Below are 23,444 nucleotides of genomic sequence, written 5' to 3'. Positions count from 1 at the left end.
AATGTACTAACCCGCTCAATACGGGCGGGGCCTGGACCGTAAACACCGGGATGACGACGTGACCCAGATCATGCGTCCCCCGGTGTCATGTGGCACCGGCAACACTTGTTGGAGCCGTTTATTTTGCGCCCCCTTACCCGCGTGCCATTTATCGATCCGTCCGCGTCCCCGCCCACCTGGGCGCGGAACGCGTCCCCCTCTTCCGGGCGTCTCGTCTTTCGCCCCAGCGCCTGGCGCATCGGCACCCGCCTGGCGCTGATCATCCTCGCCGTCCAGGTGGTGGTGTTCGTGGCCTTCGCCCTGGTCCTGTCCACCAATAGCGTGCGCCTGCTCGAGGCCCAGCAGCGCCAGGCCATCGCGGCCGAGGCGGAGACGCTGCGCGACCTGATCGGCCAGTTCGACGACACCATGCTGCAGGAGGCGGACCGCTTCCTGATGACCTTCGCCTCGGTCGTCCCCGGCCCCTATGCGCTCGATCCGGAGCAGACCATCGAGGTAGCCGGCCAGGCCACGCCGCAGTTCCGCAGCGGCGAGACCGTGCTGAACGCCAACTTCGACGTGCCCGACCGCTTTACCGCCTCCACCGGCGGCACCATCGCCACGGTGTTCGCGCGCCGCGGCGACGACTTCGTGCGCGTGACCACCTCGCTGAAGAAGCAGGACGGCCAGCGCGCCGTCGGCACGCTGCTCGACCGCTCGCATCCGGCCTACGCGGCGGTGCAGTCCGGTCGCTCCTACCGCGCGCTGGCGTGGCTGTTCGGCAAGCCCTATATGAGCAAGTACGAGGCCGTGCGCGACGGCACCGGCAAGGTCGTCGGCGCGCTGTATGTCGGCGTGGAGGTCAGCGCGGAACTGGCGATGCTCAAGAACCGCATCCGGCGCAAGAACATCGGCGCCGCCGGCCACTGGATGGTGGTCGACGCCAAGCCGGGCCCCGATCAGGGCAAGCTGCTGGTGGACCGCCATCGCGAAGGCAGCAAGCTGCTGGACGCGCGCGACGCGGACGACAAGCCCTGGCTCAGCGACATGATCGAGGGCAAGCGCGGCAGCACGACGCACACCGTCGCCGCGGGCGCGCCGCCCGAAGGCATGGTCGCGCGGCTGGCCGCCTACGAGACCTATCCCGAATGGCAATGGCTGATCGTCGGCACCGTGCCGCTCGAGAGCCTGCGCGCCGAGCTGGTGAACAAGCGCAACATGTTCCTGGGCGCGGGCCTGGTACTCGCGCTGCTGGTCTCGGCCGCCTTCTGGTGGCTGCTGCGCCGGATGGTCAGCGTGCCGCTCGCGGCTGCCGCCAGCGCGGCCCGTGGCGTCGCCGCCGGCGACCTGGCCACGCGGCTCGATAGCCGCCGCGAGGACGAGATCGGCGAGCTGATGCGCGCCATCGACGGCGTGGGCCAGGGCCTGTCCGGCATCGTCGGCACGGTGCGCGCCAGCGCCTCGGCCATTGCCGCGAGCACCAGCGAGATCGCCAGCGGCAACGCCGACCTGTCCGCCCGCACGGCGACCCAGGCGAGCAGCCTGGAGCGCACGGTGACCAGCATCGAGCAACTGAGCGCCACCGTCACGCAGAACGCCGACAGCGCGCAGGACGCCAACGAGGCGGTGCGTACCACGGCGGAAGCCGCGCGCACCGGCGGCGCCAAGGTCGAGCGCGTGGTGCAGACCATGGCGGGCGTGCACCGCAACGCGCAGCAGGTGGTGGACATCATCGGGATGATCGACGGCATCGCGTTCCAGACCAATATCCTGGCGCTGAACGCCGCGGTGGAAGCCGCGCGCGCCGGCGAGCATGGCCGCGGCTTCGCGGTGGTGGCGGGCGAGGTGCGCAGCCTGGCGCAGCGCAGCGCCACGGCGGCGGGCGAGATCAAGACCCTGATCGAGCGCACCGTGTCGGACCTGCGCACCGGCAACGAGGAAGTGCAGCAGGCGGGCGAGGCGATCGACGATATCGTGCGCCGCGTCGAGGGCATCGCCTCGCTGATGGGCGATATCAGCGCGGCCTCGCGCGAGCAGTCGCAGGGCATCACCGAGGTCAGCGGCGCGGTGGCCGAGATGGACACCGTCACCCAGCAGAACGCGGCGCTGGTGGAAGAAGCCGCGGCGGCGGCCGAAAGCCTGAACCACCGCGCGCAGGAGCTGCGCGAGGCGGTGGAGGTCTTCAGGCTGGCGTAGCGCCCGCCGGCTGGGCCGGGTCGGCGGGGGCGGGAGCCGTCCCGCCGTCCGGCGCCGCGGCCGGCAGCGGACGCAGGCCCGGGAACAGGCGATCGACCAGTTCCTCGATCTTGGCCTCCGGCTCGACCCAGTTGCTCAGGTTCAGCCCGCCCGCGCTGCGCAGCGCGTCGTAGCTGGCCCGCCCCACGCGGTCGCCGTTGCGGTAGATCGTCAGGTCGGCCGACACCAGGTAGGGCCGCCAGTACGACTGGCGGTTCGCCGCGTAGGTGGCGGTCAGCGGGCAGGCGGCGATCGACGAATAGGGGGGCAGCACCTTGACCTCGAAACTGCGGCGCACCAGCGCGGCCTGGAGCGACTCCATGTAGGGAGTGGCGGCCGACTGGCTGTCGATGACGCAGAACAGCGTGCCCTGGCCCGCCTCCATGCGCGCCACGGAATCCAGCGCTTCGACCGGGCTCACGGTCTGGTAGGTGGCGCAGCCCCCGGCCAGCAGGCCCAGGCCGGCAACGAGCGTAGCGATTTTCATAGGGATAGCGATTGCGGAGGGTTGGATGGCCCGGGACGCGCGACGCGCAATGCGCGCTCGCCCGGCTGTCTGCCACATTGTCGGCCGCATCGCCGCAAAACTTTAGGGCGGGGCGGCGCCGGGTGCCTGCAGCGCAAGCACCCGGGCGCCCGCACCCGGACGCCCGTTCCGTCCCGGCTCAGGGCTTGGTCACATCGAACAGCAGGCCGACGGGCGACGGCCCGAAGGACAGCCACGTGCCCTTGAGCGGTTGCTGTTCCACGCCAGGCTTGGACCAGTCGCACACGCCCGTGGGGAAGATCGCCTGCAGTTCCGACAGCTGCGCCGGCGTCAGCATCACGCGGTAGTCCGCCGGATCGACGGGCTTGAGCTGGCACTTGACGATGTTGTCCGCCAGCGGGCCGCCCGCCACCATGCGCGGCGTGGTGCCGGCCGGGTAAAGAGTGTTGCACTGGCCCGGGCCCTGCGCCGTCTGCGTCTCGACGATCTTGTTGCGGCCGGCATCCCAGCAGGCATCGACCAGATCGGCCGGCCTGTTGCGCACCACCTTCTCGGTGCCGGTGCCCGCCGCGGTGTCCTTCAGGATCGCGGTGATCCAGCGGTCCATCTGCTCGAAGTTGTCGTCGGTGATGGCTCCCGGGCCGACGATGACCTGCGTCTGGTACGTACCGTTGGCCGCCTCCAGCCGCGCGCGCGTCGAATAGCTGTGGATCTTGTTGTGGATGTCGCCGTTGACGCGGTCATCGAAGTAGTCGCGCTGGTCGATGATCGGCGTGCTGGCCAGGCCGCCGCCGCCATAGGTGATCCGTCCGGACTGATAGGCGCGCGCGATCGCGTCGAGGTCGCCCACCGTGCGTTGCGGCACCTGCCGGAAGTCGACGTCCACGCCGCCGATCTTCTGGTTCAGGTCGATGAACTGGGCCGGCGTGATCACCCCGTCGTTGAGCGCCTTCAGGCCGTACTGCACGCCCACATTGTCGATGGGACGCTTGGCGAAGCCGCGCGCGTCCTTGCCATAGACGTTGACGGTATGGTCGTACACGGTGGCGCGCACGCCGGTCGGGTTCGTCACCGGGTCGTAGCGCTGGTCGGCCGGGAAGCCGGTCGGGAACGACACCACCGGATCGAGCCGGCCGGCGCTGGTGCTCATCGCCGCGATATTGCCCGGCTGCAGGTAGCCGGAAATCGCGGCGCGCTGCGCGTCGGTGTAGGTGCCCGGCGGCGTGCTGGTGAAATACAGGTGCAGCAGGCGCGAGTCGTGCAGTTTGAAGATGGTCGACGAGGTCACGTCCGGGAACACGCTGGTCACGATGATGCCGTCGAACAGACCGGGGTAGTTGTCCGCGGTCTGGTGACTCTGATAGGCGCCGCCGGAGCCGCCGGTCCCGATGGTGTACACGGGTACGCCATAGTTTTCGATCAGGCGCTCCTTGACCATCGCGATGGTCTCGGACGACAGCAGGTCGTTGCAGTTGTTGCCGAAGGTGTTGAGCGAGGCGCTGGCCACCGCATAGCCCTTGCGCAGATGGGTGTCGTTCAGGACTTGCACCGGCGTGCCCTGCATGTACCAGCCGCCCTGGCAGCCGCCCCCGAGCGGGTAGACGATCTTGCGGTTCCAGCCCGCAGGCGGCGCCAGCGGGGCTGGTTCCTTGTCCCGCAGCGGGTCGTGCAGGATCGCGGTCTGATAGATGGCACGATTGATCGTGCCAGTTTCGAGGCGCACGATATAAGCCACGTTGATACGATCGCTGTTGGTGACGTAGGCCATGTCGGACGGATACGACCCGACCGGCATGGCAAGAGGCTTGAAGGTGCCGGACGTCGAGCGATAGACGTAGTGGACGCGGCGCTCGACGGAGCAGTTCGCGTCCAGCGGCGCGCCCAGCGTGCTGCCATCGGGCAGCGCGAAGTTGCTGGTCGCGCAGAGGTAGGGCTTCTCGTGCGGGCCTGAGAACACCGGCCCGGTGATCGGATAGTTGGTCAGTGACAGCGTCGTGGTGGCCGCGCCGTACTTCACCTCGACGGTGTTCTGCCCCACGTTCAGGTTGCTGACGATGCCAAGCGCCTCGCCGTTGCCGGTGGCGGTGAAGGCCGAGGTCACGTCGGCGCCGTTGGCGCTGACCTGGAATTCCTGGCCCGCGGCCGGCTCGGAGACCGCAATGCGGATCAGCGCATCCCCGCCGGTCACGCGCTCGGGCGCGGAAGACAGCACGGTCGCCTGCACGGTCGCCGTTGGCGGCGTGGGTGGATTGCCACCGCCGGGTTTGTCGTCATCGTCGTCGCCGCCGCACGCCGCGACGAACAGTGCCGCCAGCGCCGCGCAGGCGCGCATGGACGTGTTGATCCCTCGAGCTTCGTTGAGCTGCATTGCTGTCTCCTGTTGGTGGCCGGCGGGCGCCGGCATGCCAATGCGCGGCGGGGCATCCCGGCGCGCACGGTCCGTCCTGCCGTCTTGCGCGGCAGTGCGGGCTCAGAACGCAATGCGCGTGCCACCGCCCGCCACCTCAGGCGGCGCGTGTAACACTTTGAATAGCAAGGGAATTGGAGATCCGGTCAGCGTCCCGGACGGATGACATGGACGGAAATACACACGTCGGCGGTAAATCCGGGAACGTGAACGGCAACGGCCGCACACGTTCAGACCAACGCAGGGCGCCGGCCCTGGGCGGTATCAGGCGACGAATGCCTGCCGGCAGCGCAGCGCCATGACCTGCGCCTCGAAGGCGCGGGCGGCCAGCTGCGCCAGATGCTTGCGGCGCGCGCCGCGCTTGCGCGGCGGCTGGGCGTTCAGACGGGTATCGGTAGGACCGCTGGGGATCGGGGCGCTGACTTCGAGGCCCCATTCGCGACGGGTAACTGCAAGAATCCGGTTCAGTGCCTCGGCATGCTCGACTGGCATGCGGGCGGGTGTGGCGGCGACCATTTCGTTTGCCTCTACAACTTGTTGTGGTCCCGAACCGGCTCGGAGGCGGGTTCGCGACATCTGTTTGTGTTGAGATGAACGATACAGAGCGCCCCGTGCGGGCCACATTGACGGAATACCGATAGTGGTGTGGGTGAAGTCCTACAAAACGGGCTCTTAACAGAGGCGGCCGGCTATCCAACCCGCAAAACGCGATGCTAGAATGCCCCGACGTTGCAGCGCTACACAGCGGCGACGAGGCTCCCTATGCCGGTGCGAGGAGCCGCCCACCGTGCAAGACGGTCAAGCAATCGCTGATAAGAGGAACCGGTCCCGATGTACAGAAGCCCCGCCCATGCGGGGCTTCTGCTTTTAGGACTGCGTTTTCGCGGACGCCCGCCGCCGCTCGCCGCTCTGCGCCTTCGGTATCAGGCCGGCAATCTGTGCGCAGATGGTGGCGAACGGCCTCTCGTTCTGGCGTTGCGCACTATGCGGCCGATCTTTTAGATAGGCCGTCTGTACGTACATGACCAGTCTTGCGGTTGTGCCGTGGCTCCGGTACATGTCGAAGAAGACCTGATAGTGAGGTCCGCCAAAGTGGGCGCCGACCGCCTTGCAAACCATGTAGTTTGCTTTCCGCGTACCGTAGCACTTGGTACGCCCCGTGGGCAGCCCGCGGATCAGATCGGGAAGCGATTGCGAGAGCCGATAGCGGTCGGGATGAAAACGCCTTTCGTTGCCGCCGCAGTCGACCCAAAACGCTTGATCCTCCGTTGATCCTTGCTGCCGGTTCCCGTCAGTCTTCTCGGTAACGACGTGGCAATCGAATACCACGCGAATTCCGATGTCCATTGGGGGCAGGTTGGGTCTAGCCGGCCTCAGGAGGCGCATGTCGAAGGGAGCGAGATGGCCGAAGGAATAGGACACGCCTTCGATCGTGCGATCTGCCCATCTTTCCCAGTGGGCTGGGTTCCGCCAGTTCACGCTTTGTCTCTTTGCCCGACGCAAAGAGTGCAGCATTACTTCTTATCAGCGGCCGTGCTTTCGCGTTTTTCCCGCGGCCGGCTTTGTGCCGGCGTACTAGTTCGCGCCGCCCCGAACCAGACAGCCCTCCAGCCGCGGCGCGCCATCCACCAGGCCGGCGCCGGTGCATTCCACGGCGACCTTTTGACCGCGGCGAACCATCGTGGCGCGGGCCTCCACCTCGCACGTGCGGCCGGCCGGCCCGCAGATCTGCTCGCGCAGCAGTGCGGCCCGCACCGGCTGCCCTGCGTCGTCGGTGCGGATATCGAGAAACACCTGGTCGTTGGCCTCGCGCCGCACGCCGGTGGCCACCCCTTCCACGATGAAATACTGGCCGCGATAGCGCTGGTCCGCCGCGGCCGCATCCGCCCGATAGTCGGCCTGGATGGCGGCCGCCTGGTACTGCGGCAGTTCGTCCATGGACCGCTTCGGATCGATGCTGACCGGATCGAGCGTGCCATCGCGCGGCACGCCGCGCGCGGTGCCGGGCGCCGGCGGTGCCGGCGTTTCCGCCACGGGAGCGCTCGCCAGCTCGGGCTGCGGCGGCTGGTCATTGCCGGTCAGCCACAGCATGGCAAGGACGGCGAGCGCCACGATGGCGATCAGGATCTGGCGGGTTCGGCTGAGCATTGGCGTGGTCGTAGCAAGTAAGGAGAGGTAGAAAGCAGGGCTCGTGCAAAGGGCTTCATAGCGCTGCGAAAATCGGCGTCGGCGCGTTGCGCCTATTGTTGGGCTGGAGTGCCTCCAATGATGCGGGACCATTTTGCTCCACGACCTTTGCCACTAGGCGCGATGAGCCCCTCGGCTTTCATGGCACGCAATACCAGGCGCACCATGTCGCGGCTCACCCCGGGGCACGCTTCCTCGATTTCCGTGATGGAGAATGGTTTGCTGCGTTTGCGAACTTCCGCGCGGATGCGGTCGCCCTTGCTGCCGCGGCCATGTTCGACCGTACCCACGCGTTCTTCGAACTCCCGATAGGCCCGCAGCAAGGCACCCCAGAAGTAATCGAGCCATGGCTTGACGTCATGCCCTGCCTCATGCCAGCCTCGAGAACTGGCTTCGAGCGTCTCGTAGTAACTCTCCTTCGTCTCTTCGAAAATGCGCTCGAGGCTGATGTAGCGCCCTACCTGGTAATCAAATCGGTAGAGCAGTAGCAATGTGAGCAGACGCGACATGCGTCCATTGCCGTCGGGAAATGGATGAATGCAAAGGAAATCGAGCATCGCCAATGGCACGAGCACCAGCGGGTCGGCCAGGTCGCGGTCCAGCGCATTGGCAAAGTGTTGGCCGAGGTCGTCCATGGCCATTGGCGTAAGGTGCGCCGCGACCGGCCGAAAACGCAGCCGGGAGGACCCATCCGGATGGCGCTCGACAATGTCGTTGTTTGTTGCCTTCCATCGCCCTCCGGCCTGCGGCATGTACCGATAGAACGGTGTGCAACTGCTGGACTACGCTTGCGCTGAATTGCATATCCGCGGCCGATTCGTGAATCAACGCGAGGGCGTCTCTGTATCCGGCGATTTCCTGTTCCGAGCGGCTCTTGGGTGCAGCGTTACGAGCGACCAAGGACTTCAGTCGCGTCGGCGCGACAACGACGCCTTCAAGTCGGTTGGATGACTCGGTGGATTCGATTGCCGCGATCTGGCGCAGATCCTTCAAGACCTCGGGCGACTGCGCGGCATAGAGCCTTTGCTTACCTCGGTATTCTCCCAACGCCCGCAGCGTCGCGAGCTGGGTGCCGTCGTAGCGAAGCGCAGCCAGGTAGGCAGGGGTCAGCGAGTGCACGAGGGCTCCCTCCGGACGTGGGAAAGGCCGCAAGAATATCTCTAAAAGAGGTAAACCGGCCAAAAATACCCCGTTTCAATGACGCTACTACCCCATTTGGTACCAAATTCGACAGTGGGATTGGCCTTGCGCCGCACAGGCAGTCCGCAGGGACGCCGATTCACTTTCCGATGCAGAACCGCGTGAAGATCGTCCCCAGCAGATCGTCACTGGTGAACTCGCCAGTGATGCTGTTCAGGTGATCCTGTGCGAGCCGCAGTTCCTCGGCGAACAGGTCCAGTGCCTGCGCCTGGTGCGCGGCCTGCTCCTTGGCCAGGTCGATGTGGGACAGCGCGTTGCGCAGCGCGGTCAGGTGCCGCTCGCGTGCGAGGAAGGCGCCTTCGCCGCCGGCCTGCCAGCCGATCGCGCGCAGCAGTTCGCGGCGCAGCAGATCGATGCCGGCGCCGGTGCGCGCCGAGATCCAGATCTCGGTCGGGTTGGGGCCGTTGGCCACCACCACATGGGGCCGGTTGCCGCCGAAGCCGATGTCGCCCACCGCGGGGGCCAGGTCGATCTTGTTGACGACGCGCAGGATCGCCGAGCCCGGCGGCAGATGGCCGGAGAGGCGGTCGTCGATGGCGTCGTCCGTCTCGGACAGCCCATGGTTCAGGTAGTCGGTGGCATCGACCAGGTGCAGCACCACGTCGGCGCGGCCGATCGCGTCCCACGTGCGTTCGATGCCGATGCGCTCGACCTCGTCGGCCGCGTCTTCGCGCAGGCCGGCCGTGTCGATGATATGCAGCGGAATCCCTTCGATCTGGATGGTCTCGCGCACGCGGTCGCGGGTGGTGCCCGGAATCGGCGTGACGATGGCCAGTTCGGCGCCGGCCAGCGCATTGAGCAGCGAGGACTTGCCCACATTGGGCTGGCCCGCGAGTACCACGGACAACCCTTCGCGCAGCAGCGCGCCTTGCTTGGCCTGCCCCAGCACGGCGCACAGCGCGTTGCGGATCGCGTCGAGCTGGCCGCGCGCGTCCGAGGCTTCGAGGAAGTCGATTTCTTCCTCGGGAAAATCGAGCGTCGCCTCGACCAGCATCCGCAAGCGGATGACGCGCTCGACCAGCGCGCGGATCGCGTCCGAGAACGCGCCCTCCATCGAGCGCGCCGCCGAGCGCGCCGCGGCCTCGGTGCTTGCTTCGATCAGGTCGGCCACCGCTTCGGCCTGGGCCAGGTCCAGCTTGTCGTTCAGGAAGGCGCGGCGGGTGAACTCGCCGGGTTCGGCCAGTCGCAGACCGATGTCGCGGCCGGCTTCGAGGCAGCGCGCCAGCAGCATCTGCATCACCACCGGCCCGCCGTGGCCCTGCAGCTCCAGCACGTCCTCGCCGGTGTACGAGTTGGGGCCGGGGAAATACAGCGCCAGCCCATGGTCGATCACGTTGCCCTTGCCGTCGAGGAACGGCAGGTAGGTGGCATGCCGTGGTTTCAGGGTCTGGCCGCAGACCGCCTGCGCCACGGTCAGCACGTCGCGGCCCGAGACGCGCACCACGCCGATGCCGCCCCGTCCGGGAGCGGTCGCGATGGCGGCGATGGGAACGTGGGATTCAGTCATGGGCGGTATTGTCGCAGATCGTTGCGGCTGTGGACCGCGCCCGCGCTATCCCGCGAGGATGGCCGCCGCCAGCGCCCACATCACCAGGGCGATCAGCGAATCGAGCGCCCGCCACGCCTGCCGCTTCGCGAACAGCGGCGCGAGGCGGCCCGCGCCCCACGCGAGCGCGACGAACCACAGCAGGCTGGCCGATGCGGCGCCCGCGCCGAACCACCAGCGCCCGCCCGCGCCCCGTTCGTTGGCCAGCGCGCCGAGCAGCACCACGGTATCCAGATAGACGTGCGGATTCAGGAAGGTGAAGCCCAGGCACGTGGCGATCGCGGCCAGGCGGGACAAGGGCTCGCGTCCGCCTTCGTCGCCCACGTTCAGTTGCCCGCCGCGCCAGGCGCGCCGCGCCGCGATCGCGCCGTAGACGAGCAGGAACGCCGCGCCGCCGTGGCGGATCAGCGCGAGCCATCCGGCATGGGTTTGCACCAGCGCGCCCAGACCCCCGATGCCGGCCACGATCAGCGCCGCGTCCGACAGCGCGCAGATGGCCACGATCGGCACAAGATGCTCGCGCCGCAGTCCCTGTCGCAGCACGAAGGCATTCTGCGCGCCGATGGCGACGATCAGCACGAGACTGGACAGGAAACCGGCGACGAGATGGGCGGCCATAACGGAGAGCGGAGCGGGCGGAAAGGAAAGACGCAAGGCTACCGGCCGCGAGCGCAGAAAGAAAACTAAAGTTTCTGGTGGTGGCTTAGTATTTCTTAATGCAACTGGACAACGCCCAACTCGCCGCCTTCGCCATGGTGCTGGCCGAAGGCAGCTTCGAGGCGGCCGCGCGCCGCCTGCACGTGACGCCTTCCGCCGTCAGCCAGCGCATCCGCCAGCTCGAGGAGCGCCTGGGGCAGGTGCTGCTGCAGCGCACGACGCCGTGCCGGCCCACCGCGGCCGGCAAGATGCTCGAGCGCTTCACGCAGCAGCTTGCCGTGCTGGAGGCCGAGGCGCTCGCCGACATCGCCGGCCAGGCCTGTCCCGCGCCCCACCTGCGGGTGCCGCTGGCGGTCAACGCCGATTCCCTCGACGGCTGGTTCCTGGACGTCTTCGCGGCCATGCCGTCGGGTGCGTCCATCGGCTTCGATATCCGCGTCGAAGACCAGGACCACTCGGCCGCGCTGCTGCGCGAGGGCACCGTGATGGCCGCGGTCAGCGCCAGCGCGCAGCCGGTGCAGGGCTGCGTCGTCGAGCCGCTGGGAACGATGCGCTATCTTGGCGTGGCGTCGCCGGACTTCATGCGGACGCACTTTGCGGATGGGGTCGATGCGACCTCGCTGGCCCGCGCGCCGATGCTCGCCTACAACCGCAAGGATGCCCTGCAGCAACGCTTCGCCGCGCTGCTGTGCGGGCAGGCGCTGCAGCCGCCCACGCACTATGTCCCCTCGGCGCTGGGGTTTGTCGGCGTGGCGCGGCGGAGCTTGGGCTGGGGCATGCTGCCGGAGTCCTTCGTCGGCGCAGCACTGGGTACGGGCGAACTGGTGGAGCTGGTGCCCGGCCGCTACCTGGACGTGCCGCTGTTCTGGCATCGCTGGCGCCTGAACGCGGCGGTGCTCGATACCTTGTCCGCCGCGGTCCGCGACGCCGCCTTGTGGGCGCTGCGTCAGGACGCGCCGGCATAAAAAAAGCCTGGCTTGCGCCAGGCTTCTTGCATTGCTGCGGAGCCGTTCGTTCAGCCCTTGGCGGGCGCCGGGGTCTTGCCCTTGGCCAGCATCCGGTTGATCTGCCATTGCTGCGCGATCGACAGGATGTTGTTCACCACCCAGTACAGCACCAGGCCGGCCGGGAAGAAGAAGAACATGAACGAGAACACCAGCGGCATGATCATCATCACCTTGGCCTGGATCGGGTCCGGCGGCGTCGGGTTCAGCTTGGTCTGCACGAACATGGACACGGCCATGACCACCGGCAGGATGTAGAACGGATCCGGCACCGACAGATCGTGGATCCAGCCCAGCCACGGCGCGCCGCGCATCTCCACCGACGACAGCAGCACCCAGTACAACGCGATGAACACCGGGATCTGGATCAGGATCGGCAGGCAGCCGCCGAGCGGATTGACCTTCTCCGAGCGGTACAGCGCCATCATCTCGGTGTTCATCTTCTGCGGATCGCCCTTGTGGCGCTCGCGGATGGCCGTCATGCGCGGCTGCAGGTCCTTCATCTTGCCCATCGACTTGTAGCTGGCGGCCGACAGCGGGAAGAAGACCAGCTTGATCAGCACCGTCAGCGCGATGATGGACCAGCCCCAGTTGCCCAGGAACCCGTGCAGCTTTTCCAGCAGCCAGAACAGCGGCTTGGCCAGGATGGTCAGCCAGCCATAGTCCTTCACCAGTTCCAGGCCCGGCGCGATCTGCTCGAGCATGTGCTCCTCCTGCGGGCCGGCGAACAGGCGCGCACCGGTGGTCACCGTGGCGCCCGGGGCGATCTCGCCCAGCGGCTGGCGCACGCCGACGCGGTACAGGTCCGGCGCTAGCTGCTCGACATAGAAGCTGTGCTCCTTGCCGGTCTGCGGCAGCCAGGCCGAGGCGAAGTAGTGCTGCACCATCGCGATCCAGCCGTCGTTGGCGGCCGGCGGCACGGTGGCCTTGCCCTTGGCGATGTCCTCGAAGCTGATCTTGTGGTACTTCTCCGCGTCCGTGTAGACGGCCGGACCGGTGAAGGTGCTGTAGAACTGCGACTGCTCGATCTTGCTGCCGTCGCGCGCCAGTTCCAGGTACAGCGTCGGCGAGACCGGGTTGGTGCCCACGTTGGTCACGTCGAAGCGCGTGTCGATCACGAAGCTGCCCTGGCGGAACACATAGGTCTTGACCAGCTTGACGCCATCCTTCTCGGCGGTGAGGCTTACCTCGAGCTTGTCCGCGCCGCCCAGTTCACGCGGACCCGGCGCGACCGTGAACTGCGTGGTGTGGTTCGGCGGATCGCCGTTGACCAGGCCCGAGCGTGCCAGATAGGTATGCGTCGCGGTGCGGTCGAACAGCACCACCGGCTTGCCGGTGTCTTCCTTGTGATTGAGCAGCTCCAGGCGCGAGACGATGCCGCCCACGCTGTCGATCTCGGCGCGCATCACGTCGGTCGTGATCACGATCTTCTCGCCGGTCGGCTGCGCGGCCGCCTGCGGTGCAGCGGGCGCGCCCGGCACGGCGGCGGGCGTGTCGGCCTTGGGCACATCGCCTTGCGCGGCCGGCGCGCTGGCGGGCGCCGCGGCTTGTTGCGTCACGCTCGGGAAGAACATCGAGGCGTGGCCATTGGCGCGCTGCCAGTTGTCGTAGAGCAGCACGAGGGACATCGAGAAGATGACCCAGAGGACGGTGCGTTTGATATCCATGTCTCGCTGTGTTCGGGGAAATCAGGGTCTGGGGAGCCGGATCGTGGCGCGCGCCCCAGCGGGTGCGGCGTCGGCCTGGTCGGACGGCACGGAGGAGGCCGGCGGCACAGGATCATACCCGCCGTTTGCAAAGGGATGACAGCGGCACAGCCGGCAGGCGGCGAGCCAGCTGCCGCGGCCGGCGCCGTGGCAGACGATCGCCTCGCGGGCGTAGTCGGAACAGGTCGGCAGGAAGCGGCACTGCGAGCCGACATACGGGCTCAGGGCGATCTTGTAGATGCGCAGCAGGGCTAGCAGGATACGCTTCATGACGGGGCGCTCGGTGACGCTCAGTGAGGCGGGGCCGCGGGCGGCGCGGCGGCGGGCGCCACGCTGTCCTTGGGTGGGATCGGGGCTGGCGGCGGTGGCAGCGGGCGTGCCGCCACTTCCATCAGGCCGGTCAGTTCCGCGAGGCAGGTCCGGCGCACCGCGCTGCGACTGGCGAAGTCCGCGCGCGGAAACTTGGCCTGCAACCGCAGCAGGACGTCGCGACCCGCGAGTTGGTCCTGCCGCTGGCGGAACAGTTCCCGCACCAAGCGCTTGACCAGATTCCGTTCGGCGGCGCGGGCGGCAAACTTCTTGCCGACCACGATGCCCAGCCGCGCCTGCGGCAATCCGTTCTCGCGCACATACAGCACGAAATGCGGACTGCGCCGCCGGGGCCGCAAAGCAAAAACGGATGAAAACTCATCCGTCTTTGTGAGCCTCGCGGCTTTGGGGAAAGCATGGGTCGGCACGATGGGCGATGCGGGCAACGCTGATGCGCCTTGCACCAAGCTTCCGGCCGTCCGGCAGGCATGGCGGGAGGCCGGAACGAAGCGCAGGGATGCAGGTTGCGCGCAACCCGCCACCACCGCGCCGTTCAGGCCGGTCGCCGCGCCCTCAGACTGCCAGGCGCTTGCGGCCCTTGGCGCGACGCGCGTTGATGACGGCACGGCCGCCACGGGTCTTCATGCGCACGCGGAAACCATGGGTACGCTTGCGGCGGGTAACGGAAGGTTGGTAGGTACGTTTCATGTTGCACTCTCTGGTTGATCTGGGCTAGCCCGGCTGCCGGACGGGGGCGCCGAGGCTGCCGCGTATGGTTCGCTTGGGGCTGCCGCCGAAGCTTGTTGCCGAAGCAATATCGCCGACGGTGGTGTTTTGTCCTGATGCCGGCCGTGTGTCTCGCGACGCAGGCCCGGGGCGATGGCGCAATAACAATCTATTGACCCATCTCGTCAGCCTGCTTCGGCCCGCCGCCGCTCCAGCCGGATCGATTCGCACACGCCCTGGGGGCGGCACGGCTCGCGTGGAACGGGTCAGACCCGGCGATGCGCATACGTGATCCCCTGCCGCATCGCAGAACCCGCCATTTAACTGAGTTTCTTGCAAAGTGTCAAGGAAAGAACCGGACATGCGTGCACGGCGCGCCGGCGGCCGGGTCCGACAAGGCTTTGCTTGTCCACACGATTTCGAGGCAATTTTCCATGTGCCTCATGCTGCCTGCCGGCGGGTGGCCGCTGTGGAAAAGCTGCTGCGAAATCAAGCAGTTGGCTTCTGACAAGAGCCGTCACAGCCACTTGCGAGGGGTGGTTGTGCACAGCGATCCACCGCTTCTTCACAAGTTGTCCACAGACTTATCCTTTGTGGATAACTTCGGGCGGGGGGTACAATCCCGGTCCAAACACCACACGGACTGCGTGGCGCAGCGCAAACCGGGTTGGTCGCATGGCAACCGAGCAGGGTGAAGCGCGGGACCGAAGTGTGTCACGCGCCCCTTGACCCGACTTGCCGCACCGGCCTGGCGGGCGGCGCCTTTTTTTGTTTCAGGGCGCATGCAGTGCACGCTGCAGTGCGCGCATCCGTGGCGAACACCCAACAACAACACATGCAAGATTTCTGGCAGGCGGCGGCCGCGCAGTTAGAGCGCGAGCTGACGCCCCAACAGTTCAAGACCTGGATCAAGCCGCTGGCGCCCGTCGCGTTCGATGAGGACGCGCTCGCGCTGCGGATCGCCGCGCCCAATCGCTTCAAGCTCGATTGGGTCAAGAGCCAGTTCTCGGGTCGTATCACCGCGCTGGCGTGCGAGTACTGGGAGGCGCAGGTCAGCGTGCACTTCGTGCTGGACCCGACCGCCTCTGGCCGGGCGGCGGCCGGCTATGCGCCGGCCGGCCAGGGCGCCGGCGGCGGGACCGATCCCGCGCAGGCCGGCTATGGGCATCCGGGGCAGGGTTCAGCCGGGGCATCGTATCCGTCGTCGCAGCCGGCGGGTCAGCATTTCGGCTATCCGGGCCAGCAGCACGGCCAGCAGCACGGCCACCATCCGGGTCAACAGGCCGGCCAGCCGCCGGCATATGGTCCTGCCTCCTATGGCGCGCCGGCGCAGCAGGGTGCAATGGGCGGCATGGGCAACGCCGCGGGCGGCCAGCAGGGCGTGCCCTACGGCACCATGCAGGACATGGCGCGCGGTGCGCCGGCAGGCGCCGGCGAATCGATCGACGTCGACATCCCGCAACTGGACCCGGCCGAGGCCAGTGCGCGCTCGTACCGCGTCGCGCCCCCGCCCGTGCCCGGCCAGATCCAGCAGTCGGATACGGTGCACGAGCGCTCGCGCCTGAATCCGATCCTCACGTTCGACAACTTCGTCACCGGCAAGGCCAACCAGCTGGCGCGCGCGGCCGCCATCCAGGTCGCCAACAACCCGGGCAAGTCGTACAACCCGTTGTACCTGTACGGGGGCGTGGGCCTGGGCAAGACCCACCTGATTCACGCCATCGGCAACTTCATGCTGATCGAGAATTCGCGCGCCCGTATCCGTTATATCCACGCCGAGCAATATGTCTCGGACGTGGTCAAGGCTTACCAGCGCAAGGCGTTCGACGAGTTCAAGCGGTATTACCACTCGCTGGACCTGCTGCTGATCGACGATATTCAATTCTTCTCGGGCAAGAACCGCACGCAGGAAGAGTTCTTCTATGCGTTCGAGGCGCTGATCGCCAACCGCGCGCAGGTGATCATCACCAGCGATACCTATCCGAAGGAAATCACCGGCATCGACGACCGCCTGATTTCGCGCTTCGATTCCGGCCTGACGGTGGCCATCGAGCCGCCCGAGCTGGAAATGCGCGTGGCCATTCTGATGAAGAAGGCTGCCGCGGAGAACGTGTCGGTGCCCGAGGAGGTGGCCTTCTTCGTCGCCAAGCATCTGCGCTCGAACGTGCGCGAACTCGAAGGCGCGTTGCGCAAGATCCTCGCGTTCTCCAATTTCCACGGCAAGGACATCACCATCGAGGTCACGCGCGAAGCGCTGAAGGACCTGCTGACGGTGCAGAACCGTCAGATTTCGGTGGAGAACATCCAGAAGACATGCGCCGACTTCTACAACATCAAGGTCGCCGATATGTATTCCAAGAAGCGGCCCGCCAATATCGCGCGTCCGCGCCAGATTGCGATGTATCTGGCCAAGGAGCTGACGCAGAAGAGCCTGCCGGAAATCGGCGAGCTATTCGGCGGCCGCGATCACACCACCGTACTGCACGCGGTCCGCAAGATCGCCGACGAACGCAGCAAGGACGCGCAGCTGAACCACGAACTGCACGTGCTGGAGCAGACCCTCAAGGGCTGACGGCAAGCGCCTCGCGCGGCCCCCGTTTTTCAGGGGTCCGTCACGCGGTGCTGGCATACTGTGGGCTGCGCGCCGGGGCCCGTCTGGGCGGCGGAAAGCGGTCGACGCGAATACGCGGATGCGGGCCGCAAAGCCGCCATGGGCTTGGCTTTGGTGGAACGGGTGGTACTTGGGTAGACCGTGGCTTTTCATGCACAATACGCACACGAGCCGCACATCGTTGTGCTTGGCCGCACGGGCTGTTTCAGGGTAAAATACCACATTAACTCCTTGATTCATAAGTGATTTTGGAGTCGTTCCACGCCCTGCGGTCGCTTACTACAAACGACGAAGGATAGAAATCAATGCAATTGGTCAAAACATCGCGAGACAATCTGCTGCGTCCGCTGCAAATCGTGAGCGGCATCGTGGAGCGCCGCCACACCCTCCCGATACTGGCCAACCTGCTGATCCGCAAGAACGGCGCCAACGTTTCCTTCCTTTCCACCGATATCGAAATCCAGATCACGACCCATGCCGAATGCGGCGTGGGCAGTGACAACGTGGCCACCACCGTGGCCGCCCGCAAGCTGCTGGACATCCTGCGCGCCATGCCCGATGGCGATGTCGCCTTGTCCCTGTCCGACAAGCGCATGACCGTGCAGTCCGGCAAGAGCCGTTTCGCGCTGCAGACGCTGGCGGCCGAGGAATTCCCGACGGTGGCCGAAGCGAGCGAATACACCGCCTCGGTCAGCGTGCCGCAGAAGACGTTCAAGCATCTGCTGGCGATGGTGCATTTCGCCATGGCGCAGCAGGACATCCGCTACTACCTGAACGGCATGCTGCTCGTGGTGGATGGCAAGAAAGTCATGGCGGTCGCCACCGACGGCCACCGCCTCGCGTATTGCGCGGTGGAACTGGAAAACGAGGCGACCGGTGCCGGCGCGCGCCAGGAAGTCATCATCCCGCGCAAGACCATCCTGGAGCTGCAACGCCTGCTCGAGGACAACGACGATCCGGTGCAGGTGCAGCTGGGTGCCAACCAGGTCAAGTTCACCTTCGCCAATATCGAACTGATCTCGAAGCTGGTGGAGGGCAAGTTCCCCGACTTCCAGCGCGTGATTCCGAAGGGCTACAAGAACGCCTTCGCGATCGATCGCGTCCGCCTGCAGCAGGCGCTGCAGCGTACCGCGATCCTGACCACCGACAAGTTCAAGGGTGTGCGCTGCATTCTCGATACGCACACGCTGAAGATCAGCTCCACCAACGCCGATCAGGAAGAGGCGCAGGAAGAGCTGGAACTCGATTATTCGGGGGACGCCCTCGACATCGGATTCAACGTCACGTATCTGCTCGACGTACTCGCCAACCTGAAGAGCGAGCAGGTACAAGTCAGTCTCGGCGACTCGAATTCGAGCGCGCTGATTACTGTGCCGGAAGACGACAACTTCAAGTATGTCGTCATGCCGATGCGCATCTGATGTTCCGCTAAAGGACGCCCAGATACGCAGGAAACCGGAGCATCGAACGGCAGGCTACGGCGCTCGCATCCACCGTGCGAAAACCACCGCAGCAGGGGCAGGATCCACCCGATCCGCCCCTTTTGCCGTTTTTATGTAACCCGCCATGCGGTATCCGCCGGCTGTGCCCCGTCCGGGCGCGGCGCGGCTGCCGCATTTGCCGTGAGTAGGAAAACATGACCGACAAGCAGAACCCGCAACAGGAAAACAGCTACGGAGCATCCTCCATCCAGATTCTGGAAGGACTGGAGGCGGTACGTAAGCGGCCGGGTATGTATATCGGCGACACCTCCGACGGCACCGGCCTGCACCATCTCGTGTTCGAGGTGCTGGACAACTCCATCGACGAGGCGCTGGCGGGCTATTGCGACGAGATCCAGGTCACCATCCACAGCGACAACTCCATCTCGATCACCGATAACGGGCGCGGCATTCCGTCCGGCATCAAGTTCGACGACAAGCACGAACCAAAGCGTAGCGCGGCGGAAATCGCCATGACCGAGCTGCACGCCGGCGGCAAGTTCAATCAGAACAGCTACAAGGTCTCGGGCGGCCTGCACGGCGTGGGCGTGTCCTGCGTGAACGCGCTGTCCAAGTGGCTGCGCCTGACGGTGCGCCGCGATGGCCAGGCGCACCTGATCGAATTCGCCCAGGGCGTGGTGCAGAACCGCATCCTGGAAACCGTGCCGGGCCCGGACGGCCAGCAGGTCGAAGTCTCGCCGATGAAGCTGCTCGGCCCGACCGACAAGCGCGGCACCGAGGTGCATTTCCTCGCCGACGAGGAAATCTTCACCAACGTCGAATTCCATTACGAGATTCTCTCCAAGCGCATTCGCGAACTGTCGTTCCTGAATAACGGCGTGCATATCCGCCTGACCGACCAGCGCACCGGCAAGGAAGAGGATTTTGCGTTCTCGGGTGGCGTGAAGGGTTTCGTCGAATACATCAACCGCGCCAAGAGCGTGCTGCATCCGAATATCTTCTACGCCAATGCCGAGAAGGAAGGCATTACCGTCGAAGTCGCCATGCAGTGGAACGACGGCTACAACGAGCAGGTGCTCTGCTTTACCAACAACATCCCGCAGCGGGATGGCGGCACCCACCTGACCGGCCTGCGCGCCGCGATGACCCGCGTCATCAACAAGTACATCGAAGAACACGAGATCGCCAAGAAGGCCAAGGTCGAAACCAGCGGCGACGATATGCGCGAGGGCCTCGCCTGCGTGCTGTCGGTCAAGGTGCCCGAACCCAAGTTCAGCTCGCAGACCAAGGACAAGCTGGTGTCGTCCGAAGTGCGGCTGCCGGTGGAAGAGCTCGTGTCCAAGGCGCTGAGCGACTTCCTGCTGGAGACGCCCAACGACGCCAAGATCATCTGCGGCAAGATCGTCGACGCCGCGCGCGCCCGCGAGGCCGCGCGCAAGGCGCGTGAAATGACCCGCCGCAAGGGCGTGCTCGACGGCATGGGACTGCCTGGCAAGCTCGCCGACTGCCAGGAGAAGGATCCCGCGCAGTCCGAACTGTTCCTGGTCGAGGGCGACTCCGCAGGCGGCTCGGCCAAGCAGGGCCGCGACCGCAAGTTCCAGGCGATCCTGCCGCTCAAGGGCAAGATCCTCAACGTCGAGCGCGCGCGCTTCGACAAGATGCTGTCCAGCCAGGAAGTGCTGACGCTGATCACGGCGCTCGGCACCGGCATCGGCAAGGACGACTACAACCTCGACAAGCTGCGTTACCACCGCATCATCATCATGACCGATGCGGACGTGGACGGCTCGCACATCCGCACGCTGCTGCTGACGTTCTTCTACCGCCAGATGCCCGACATCATCGAGCGCGGCTACGTCTATATCGCGCAGCCGCCGCTGTACAAGGTCAAGCACGGCAAGGAAGAGCGCTATATCAAGGACGACGGCGAACTCAACGCCTACATGCTGCGCCTCGCGATGGAAAAGGCCGCGCTGCAGCGCCCTGACGGCAGCGAGATCGCCGGCGACGCGCTGACCGAACTGGCACGCCAGTACCAGCTGGCGGAGGGCGTCATCGGCCGCCTGTCGCGCATCGTCGATACCGACGCGCTGCGCGCCATCGCCGACGGCATCGAACTGAACCTGGACAGCGCCGAAGCGGCCGAAGCCTCCGCCCGCGCCCTCAAGGCCAAGCTCGGCGAAATGCACGCCAAGCGCCTGAACGGCGCCGCGGTCAACGACGACGGCACCGCCGACGTCTACGCCCAGTTCGACGAAAAGAGCGAAAAGCACCGCCTGATGGTCGCCCGCCGCCACCACGGCAACGTCCGCCTGTCGCATATCGACTCGGACTTCGTCCACGGCGCCGACTACGCGGCGCTGGCGCTCGCGGCCAAGACCTTCCAGGGCCTGATTCCGGAAGGCACCAAGGTCAAGCGCGGCGAAGGCGAGAAGCAACGCGACCAGACCGTCACCGACTTCCACGCGGCCATGCAATGGCTGCTGGCGGAAGCCGAACGCGGCGTTTCGCGCCAGCGCTACAAGGGCCTGGGCGAGATGAATCCCGAGCAGCTGTTCGAGACCACGTTGGACGTGACGCAGCGGCGCTTGCTACGGGTGCAGATCGAGGATGCCATTGCGGCGGATCAGATCTTCACCACGCTGATGGGGGATGACGTGGAGCCGCGACGGAACTTCATCGAGTCGAATGCGTTGGTGGCGCAGAATATCGACGTGTGATCGCGTTGGACGATGCGGACAACGACATAGACCCGACATGAAAGAGGCCCAGTTCACTGGGCCTCTTTTGCTTTACACGCCAGAATGCTCCCTCAAGGCTTCACCGCAATCGCCCCAATCTCCACCCCCACATCCCTCGGCAACCTCGCCACCTGCACCGTAGCCCGCGCCGGCGTGGTGCCGGTGAAGTAAGTCCCATACACCTCGTTCATCTTCGCGAAGTCGTTCAGGTCCTTCAGATACACCGTGGTCGAGACGACGTTGGCCATCGTCATCCCATCGGCCGCCAGCACCGCCTTCAGGTTGTCCAGCACCAGCCGCGTCTGCGCCTCGATCGGCGCGTCCTTGAGCAATTCCCCGGTCTTCGGATGAATCGGAATCTGCCCGGCGAGGTACAGCACGTTGCCGGCGCGGACCGCCTGGGAGTAGGGGCCGATGGCCTTGGGCGCGTCGGGCGACGAGACGGCGCGTAGCTCGCCGCCGCCGCCGTGGTGGGCGCAAGCCGATAGCAACGCCGCGCCGGACAGGGCGGCGGCAAACACAGCGATCGTTCTTTTCATGGGCTGGCTCTCGTTGTAGGAAGTCGGGATCGGTTACATGGAGCGGGACAGGGTCCACATCGATTCGACGAGCCTGTCGATGTCGTTGGCATCGTGCCACAGGTGCGTGGAGATGCGGATGCCGTAGTGGTCCGACGGTGCGCCGATGACTTCGAAGTTGGCCGAGCGGATGACGAAGCCGGGCGCGAAGTCGCTGAGCATGCGGTTGACGAACATCGTGGCCTTCTGCTGGTTCATCACGTCGTCGCGGTTGCGGAACGGGTTGAAGCTGGTCAGGGCCGAGACGAGCTTGGGGTCGTCCTTGGGCGAGTACAACGATTCGGTACCCCAGCGCTCGACGATCTTTTCCTTCAGGTAGGCGGACAGGGTGAGGTCGTAGGTTTCGATCTTCTTGCGGCCGATGGAGTCCCACATTTCGCAGGCCTTGGCCAGCGCGCGGAACATCGGTACGTGCAGGCTGCCGCAGGAGGTGATGGTGGCGGCGATGTCGTAGGCGCCGCGGGGCTGCTGCCGGGCATAGGTGCTGGTGTGGATGGGGAACCAGTCGGGCAGCGGCAACGGGTTCGACGCGCGCATCTTGTTGCGCACGACGAGGATGCCGGTGGAGCCGGGCCCGCACTGCCACTTGTGGCCGGCGCCGGACATGAAGTCCATGCCGAGCGCGCCGTAGTCGTACGCCATCATGCCGGGCAGGTGGGCGCCGTCGACGATGCTGATCAGGCCGTGGGTCTTGACCACTTCCATCAACTCGGCGATCGGCAGCATGGTGCCGGTCTTGTAGGTGGGCGAGGACCACATCATCGCGCGCACGCGCTTGCCCTGGCCCTTCAGCGCGCGGATGCGTTCGTCGAACAGGTTGACATAGGTGGCCGCGGTCTGGCGGTTGCCCACGGGCAGCTGGATGATGGAGACCTCGATGCCGTAGCGGTCCACGGCGATATTGAGCGGGGTCAGGCCGCCGCCGTGCTCGTGGTTGGTGGTCACGACGACATCGCCCGGTTCCCATTTGATGCCGAGGATGGCGTGGCACATGCCCGACGAGGTGTTGGCCGAGAAAGCGAGCTCGTCGCGGTCGACGCCGAAGCCGGGGGCCACCGCCGCGCGCAGGTCGGCGAGGTTGCCGTAGCCGCTGGACGAGTCGGCGGCCTTGGCGAAATTCTCCTGCTGGAAGGTGTCGAGCACGGTCTGCGGCATCGAGCCGCCGGTGCCGATGTTCATGTAGACCTTCTCGGGCTTGAGCACGAACATGGCCTGGACCTGGGCCCAGAAGGCTTCGTCCTGCATGAGCTGCGAGCGCAGGTCCGATGCCTGCGCCGAGGCGTCGTCCCCGCAGGCGCCGAACAGGGGGGCCAGGGCGAGGGAGCCGGCACCATAGGCAAGCATGCGCAGGAATTCGCGTCGCTTGGGCGTCCATGTCGCGGGGTCTTCCATCTGCGGCGGCGTTGCGATGGTCTGTCGCTGCGTTTGCTTCAGCTCTTGCATGGTGCTCTCCCGGTTGTTACACCATCCGTTCCACGATCGGTCCCACGGCGCCATGGCATCGCTGGCGTGTGCCTGCATGGCGCCCGAGAAAAGTCTATGCAAACGGCGCGCGCAGCAGCAGCACGACTTTCCCCTACGCAGTAATACAGAGGGCGCGCCGGCCAAGGTCGCAAGCCGGCGCCGCGC

The 23,444-nt window shown here is 66.1% G+C and carries 18 protein-coding genes and 1 pseudogene; 5 read left to right on the top strand and 14 right to left on the bottom strand.

Going from position 1 to position 23,444, the window contains the following annotated elements; translation table 11 throughout:
* Window positions 1–141: 141 nt before the first annotated feature.
* On the top strand, window positions 142–2,175 hold the full coding sequence (locus tag LDO27_RS22545; RefSeq protein WP_224044103.1) for a methyl-accepting chemotaxis protein: 2,034 nt from the start codon (window positions 142–144) through the stop codon (window positions 2,173–2,175).
* Here the strand turns inward: LDO27_RS22545 and LDO27_RS22540 are convergent.
* The 8 genes and pseudogenes from LDO27_RS22540 to LDO27_RS22505 form a co-directional block, all read right to left on the bottom strand.
* A complete protein-coding gene (locus tag LDO27_RS22540) occupies window positions 2,162–2,701 on the bottom strand; it encodes an Sbal_3080 family lipoprotein (protein WP_224044101.1) in 540 nt (179 codons plus the stop codon). The genes LDO27_RS22545 and LDO27_RS22540 overlap by 14 nt on opposite strands.
* Window positions 2,702–2,879: 178 nt before the next feature.
* Window positions 2,880–5,069 carry a DUF6351 family protein gene (locus LDO27_RS22535; RefSeq protein WP_224044099.1) on the bottom strand — a complete coding sequence of 730 codons (2,190 nt, stop codon included), beginning with the start codon at window positions 5,067–5,069 and terminating at the stop codon, window positions 2,880–2,882.
* 303 nt (window positions 5,070–5,372) lie between these two features.
* Entirely contained in the window at window positions 5,373–5,624 is a 252-nt protein-coding gene (locus tag LDO27_RS22530; protein ID WP_222202957.1) for a hypothetical protein, read from the bottom strand.
* A gap of 351 nt (window positions 5,625–5,975) precedes the next feature.
* On the bottom strand, window positions 5,976–6,530 hold the full coding sequence (locus tag LDO27_RS22525; RefSeq protein ID WP_224044098.1) for a hypothetical protein: 555 nt from the start codon (window positions 6,528–6,530) through the stop codon (window positions 5,976–5,978).
* Between the two features lie 153 nt (window positions 6,531–6,683).
* The gene (locus tag LDO27_RS22520; protein ID WP_224044096.1) at window positions 6,684–7,256 is read right to left on the bottom strand and encodes an OB-fold putative lipoprotein; all 573 of its coding nucleotides are present in this window, start codon (window positions 7,254–7,256) and stop codon (window positions 6,684–6,686) included.
* A gap of 92 nt (window positions 7,257–7,348) precedes the next feature.
* Window positions 7,349–8,414 (bottom strand): annotated as a pseudogene (locus tag LDO27_RS22515) (Fic family protein).
* Window positions 8,415–8,574: 160 nt separating this feature from the next.
* Complete coding sequence (gene mnmE / locus LDO27_RS22510; protein WP_224044093.1) at window positions 8,575–10,002, bottom strand: tRNA uridine-5-carboxymethylaminomethyl(34) synthesis GTPase MnmE; 1,428 nt, start codon at window positions 10,000–10,002, stop codon at window positions 8,575–8,577.
* Window positions 10,003–10,047: 45 nt separating this feature from the next.
* Window positions 10,048–10,659, bottom strand: coding sequence for a LysE/ArgO family amino acid transporter (locus tag LDO27_RS22505; RefSeq protein WP_224044091.1), 612 nt, complete (start codon window positions 10,657–10,659; stop codon window positions 10,048–10,050).
* A 98-nt stretch (window positions 10,660–10,757) separates the two neighbouring features.
* On the opposite strand from LDO27_RS22505, the gene LDO27_RS22500 reads away from it, so the two are divergent.
* Window positions 10,758–11,663 carry a LysR family transcriptional regulator ArgP gene (locus LDO27_RS22500; protein WP_224044088.1) on the top strand — a complete coding sequence of 302 codons (906 nt, stop codon included), beginning with the start codon at window positions 10,758–10,760 and terminating at the stop codon, window positions 11,661–11,663.
* Window positions 11,664–11,713: 50 nt separating this feature from the next.
* On the opposite strand, the gene yidC is transcribed toward LDO27_RS22500, so the two are convergent.
* The 4 genes from yidC to rpmH form a co-directional block, all read right to left on the bottom strand.
* Entirely contained in the window at window positions 11,714–13,369 is a 1,656-nt protein-coding gene (gene yidC / locus LDO27_RS22495; protein WP_224044087.1) for a membrane protein insertase YidC, read from the bottom strand.
* A gap of 21 nt (window positions 13,370–13,390) precedes the next feature.
* Complete coding sequence (yidD, locus tag LDO27_RS22490) at window positions 13,391–13,678, bottom strand: membrane protein insertion efficiency factor YidD (protein WP_224044086.1); 288 nt, start codon at window positions 13,676–13,678, stop codon at window positions 13,391–13,393.
* A gap of 20 nt (window positions 13,679–13,698) precedes the next feature.
* Complete coding sequence (gene rnpA / locus LDO27_RS22485; protein ID WP_377747590.1) at window positions 13,699–14,181, bottom strand: ribonuclease P protein component; 483 nt, start codon at window positions 14,179–14,181, stop codon at window positions 13,699–13,701.
* A gap of 109 nt (window positions 14,182–14,290) precedes the next feature.
* Window positions 14,291–14,425, bottom strand: coding sequence for a 50S ribosomal protein L34 (gene rpmH, locus LDO27_RS22480; protein WP_006578231.1), 135 nt, complete (start codon window positions 14,423–14,425; stop codon window positions 14,291–14,293).
* 853 nt (window positions 14,426–15,278) lie between these two features.
* Here rpmH and dnaA point away from each other — a divergent pair.
* The 3 genes from dnaA to gyrB all read left to right on the top strand — a co-directional run bounded on the left by dnaA (window position 15,279) and on the right by gyrB (window position 21,216).
* Window positions 15,279–17,015, top strand: a complete 1,737-nt coding sequence (dnaA, locus tag LDO27_RS22475) for a chromosomal replication initiator protein DnaA (RefSeq protein ID WP_224044085.1) — start codon at window positions 15,279–15,281, stop codon at window positions 17,013–17,015.
* Window positions 17,016–17,359: 344 nt separating this feature from the next.
* On the top strand, window positions 17,360–18,475 hold the full coding sequence (dnaN, locus tag LDO27_RS22470; RefSeq protein ID WP_222202944.1) for a DNA polymerase III subunit beta: 1,116 nt from the start codon (window positions 17,360–17,362) through the stop codon (window positions 18,473–18,475).
* 215 nt (window positions 18,476–18,690) lie between these two features.
* Window positions 18,691–21,216, top strand: coding sequence for a DNA topoisomerase (ATP-hydrolyzing) subunit B (gyrB, locus tag LDO27_RS22465; protein WP_224044084.1), 2,526 nt, complete (start codon window positions 18,691–18,693; stop codon window positions 21,214–21,216).
* Between the two features lie 92 nt (window positions 21,217–21,308).
* On the opposite strand, the gene LDO27_RS22460 is transcribed toward gyrB, so the two are convergent.
* Together LDO27_RS22460 and LDO27_RS22455 are read right to left on the bottom strand one after the other, a co-directional pair.
* A complete protein-coding gene (locus tag LDO27_RS22460) occupies window positions 21,309–21,776 on the bottom strand; it encodes a RidA family protein (protein WP_224044083.1) in 468 nt (155 codons plus the stop codon).
* Between the two features lie 33 nt (window positions 21,777–21,809).
* Window positions 21,810–23,258, bottom strand: coding sequence for an aminotransferase class V-fold PLP-dependent enzyme (locus LDO27_RS22455; RefSeq protein ID WP_224044082.1), 1,449 nt, complete (start codon window positions 23,256–23,258; stop codon window positions 21,810–21,812).
* Between the last annotated feature and the right edge of the window lie 186 nt (window positions 23,259–23,444).

It is taken from the genome of Cupriavidus respiraculi, from assembly GCF_914271545.1.
GTDB lineage: Bacteria > Pseudomonadota > Gammaproteobacteria > Burkholderiales > Burkholderiaceae > Cupriavidus > Cupriavidus respiraculi.
Note: the sequence above shows the minus strand (reverse complement) of the source record. Positions and strands in the feature narration are given on the sequence as shown.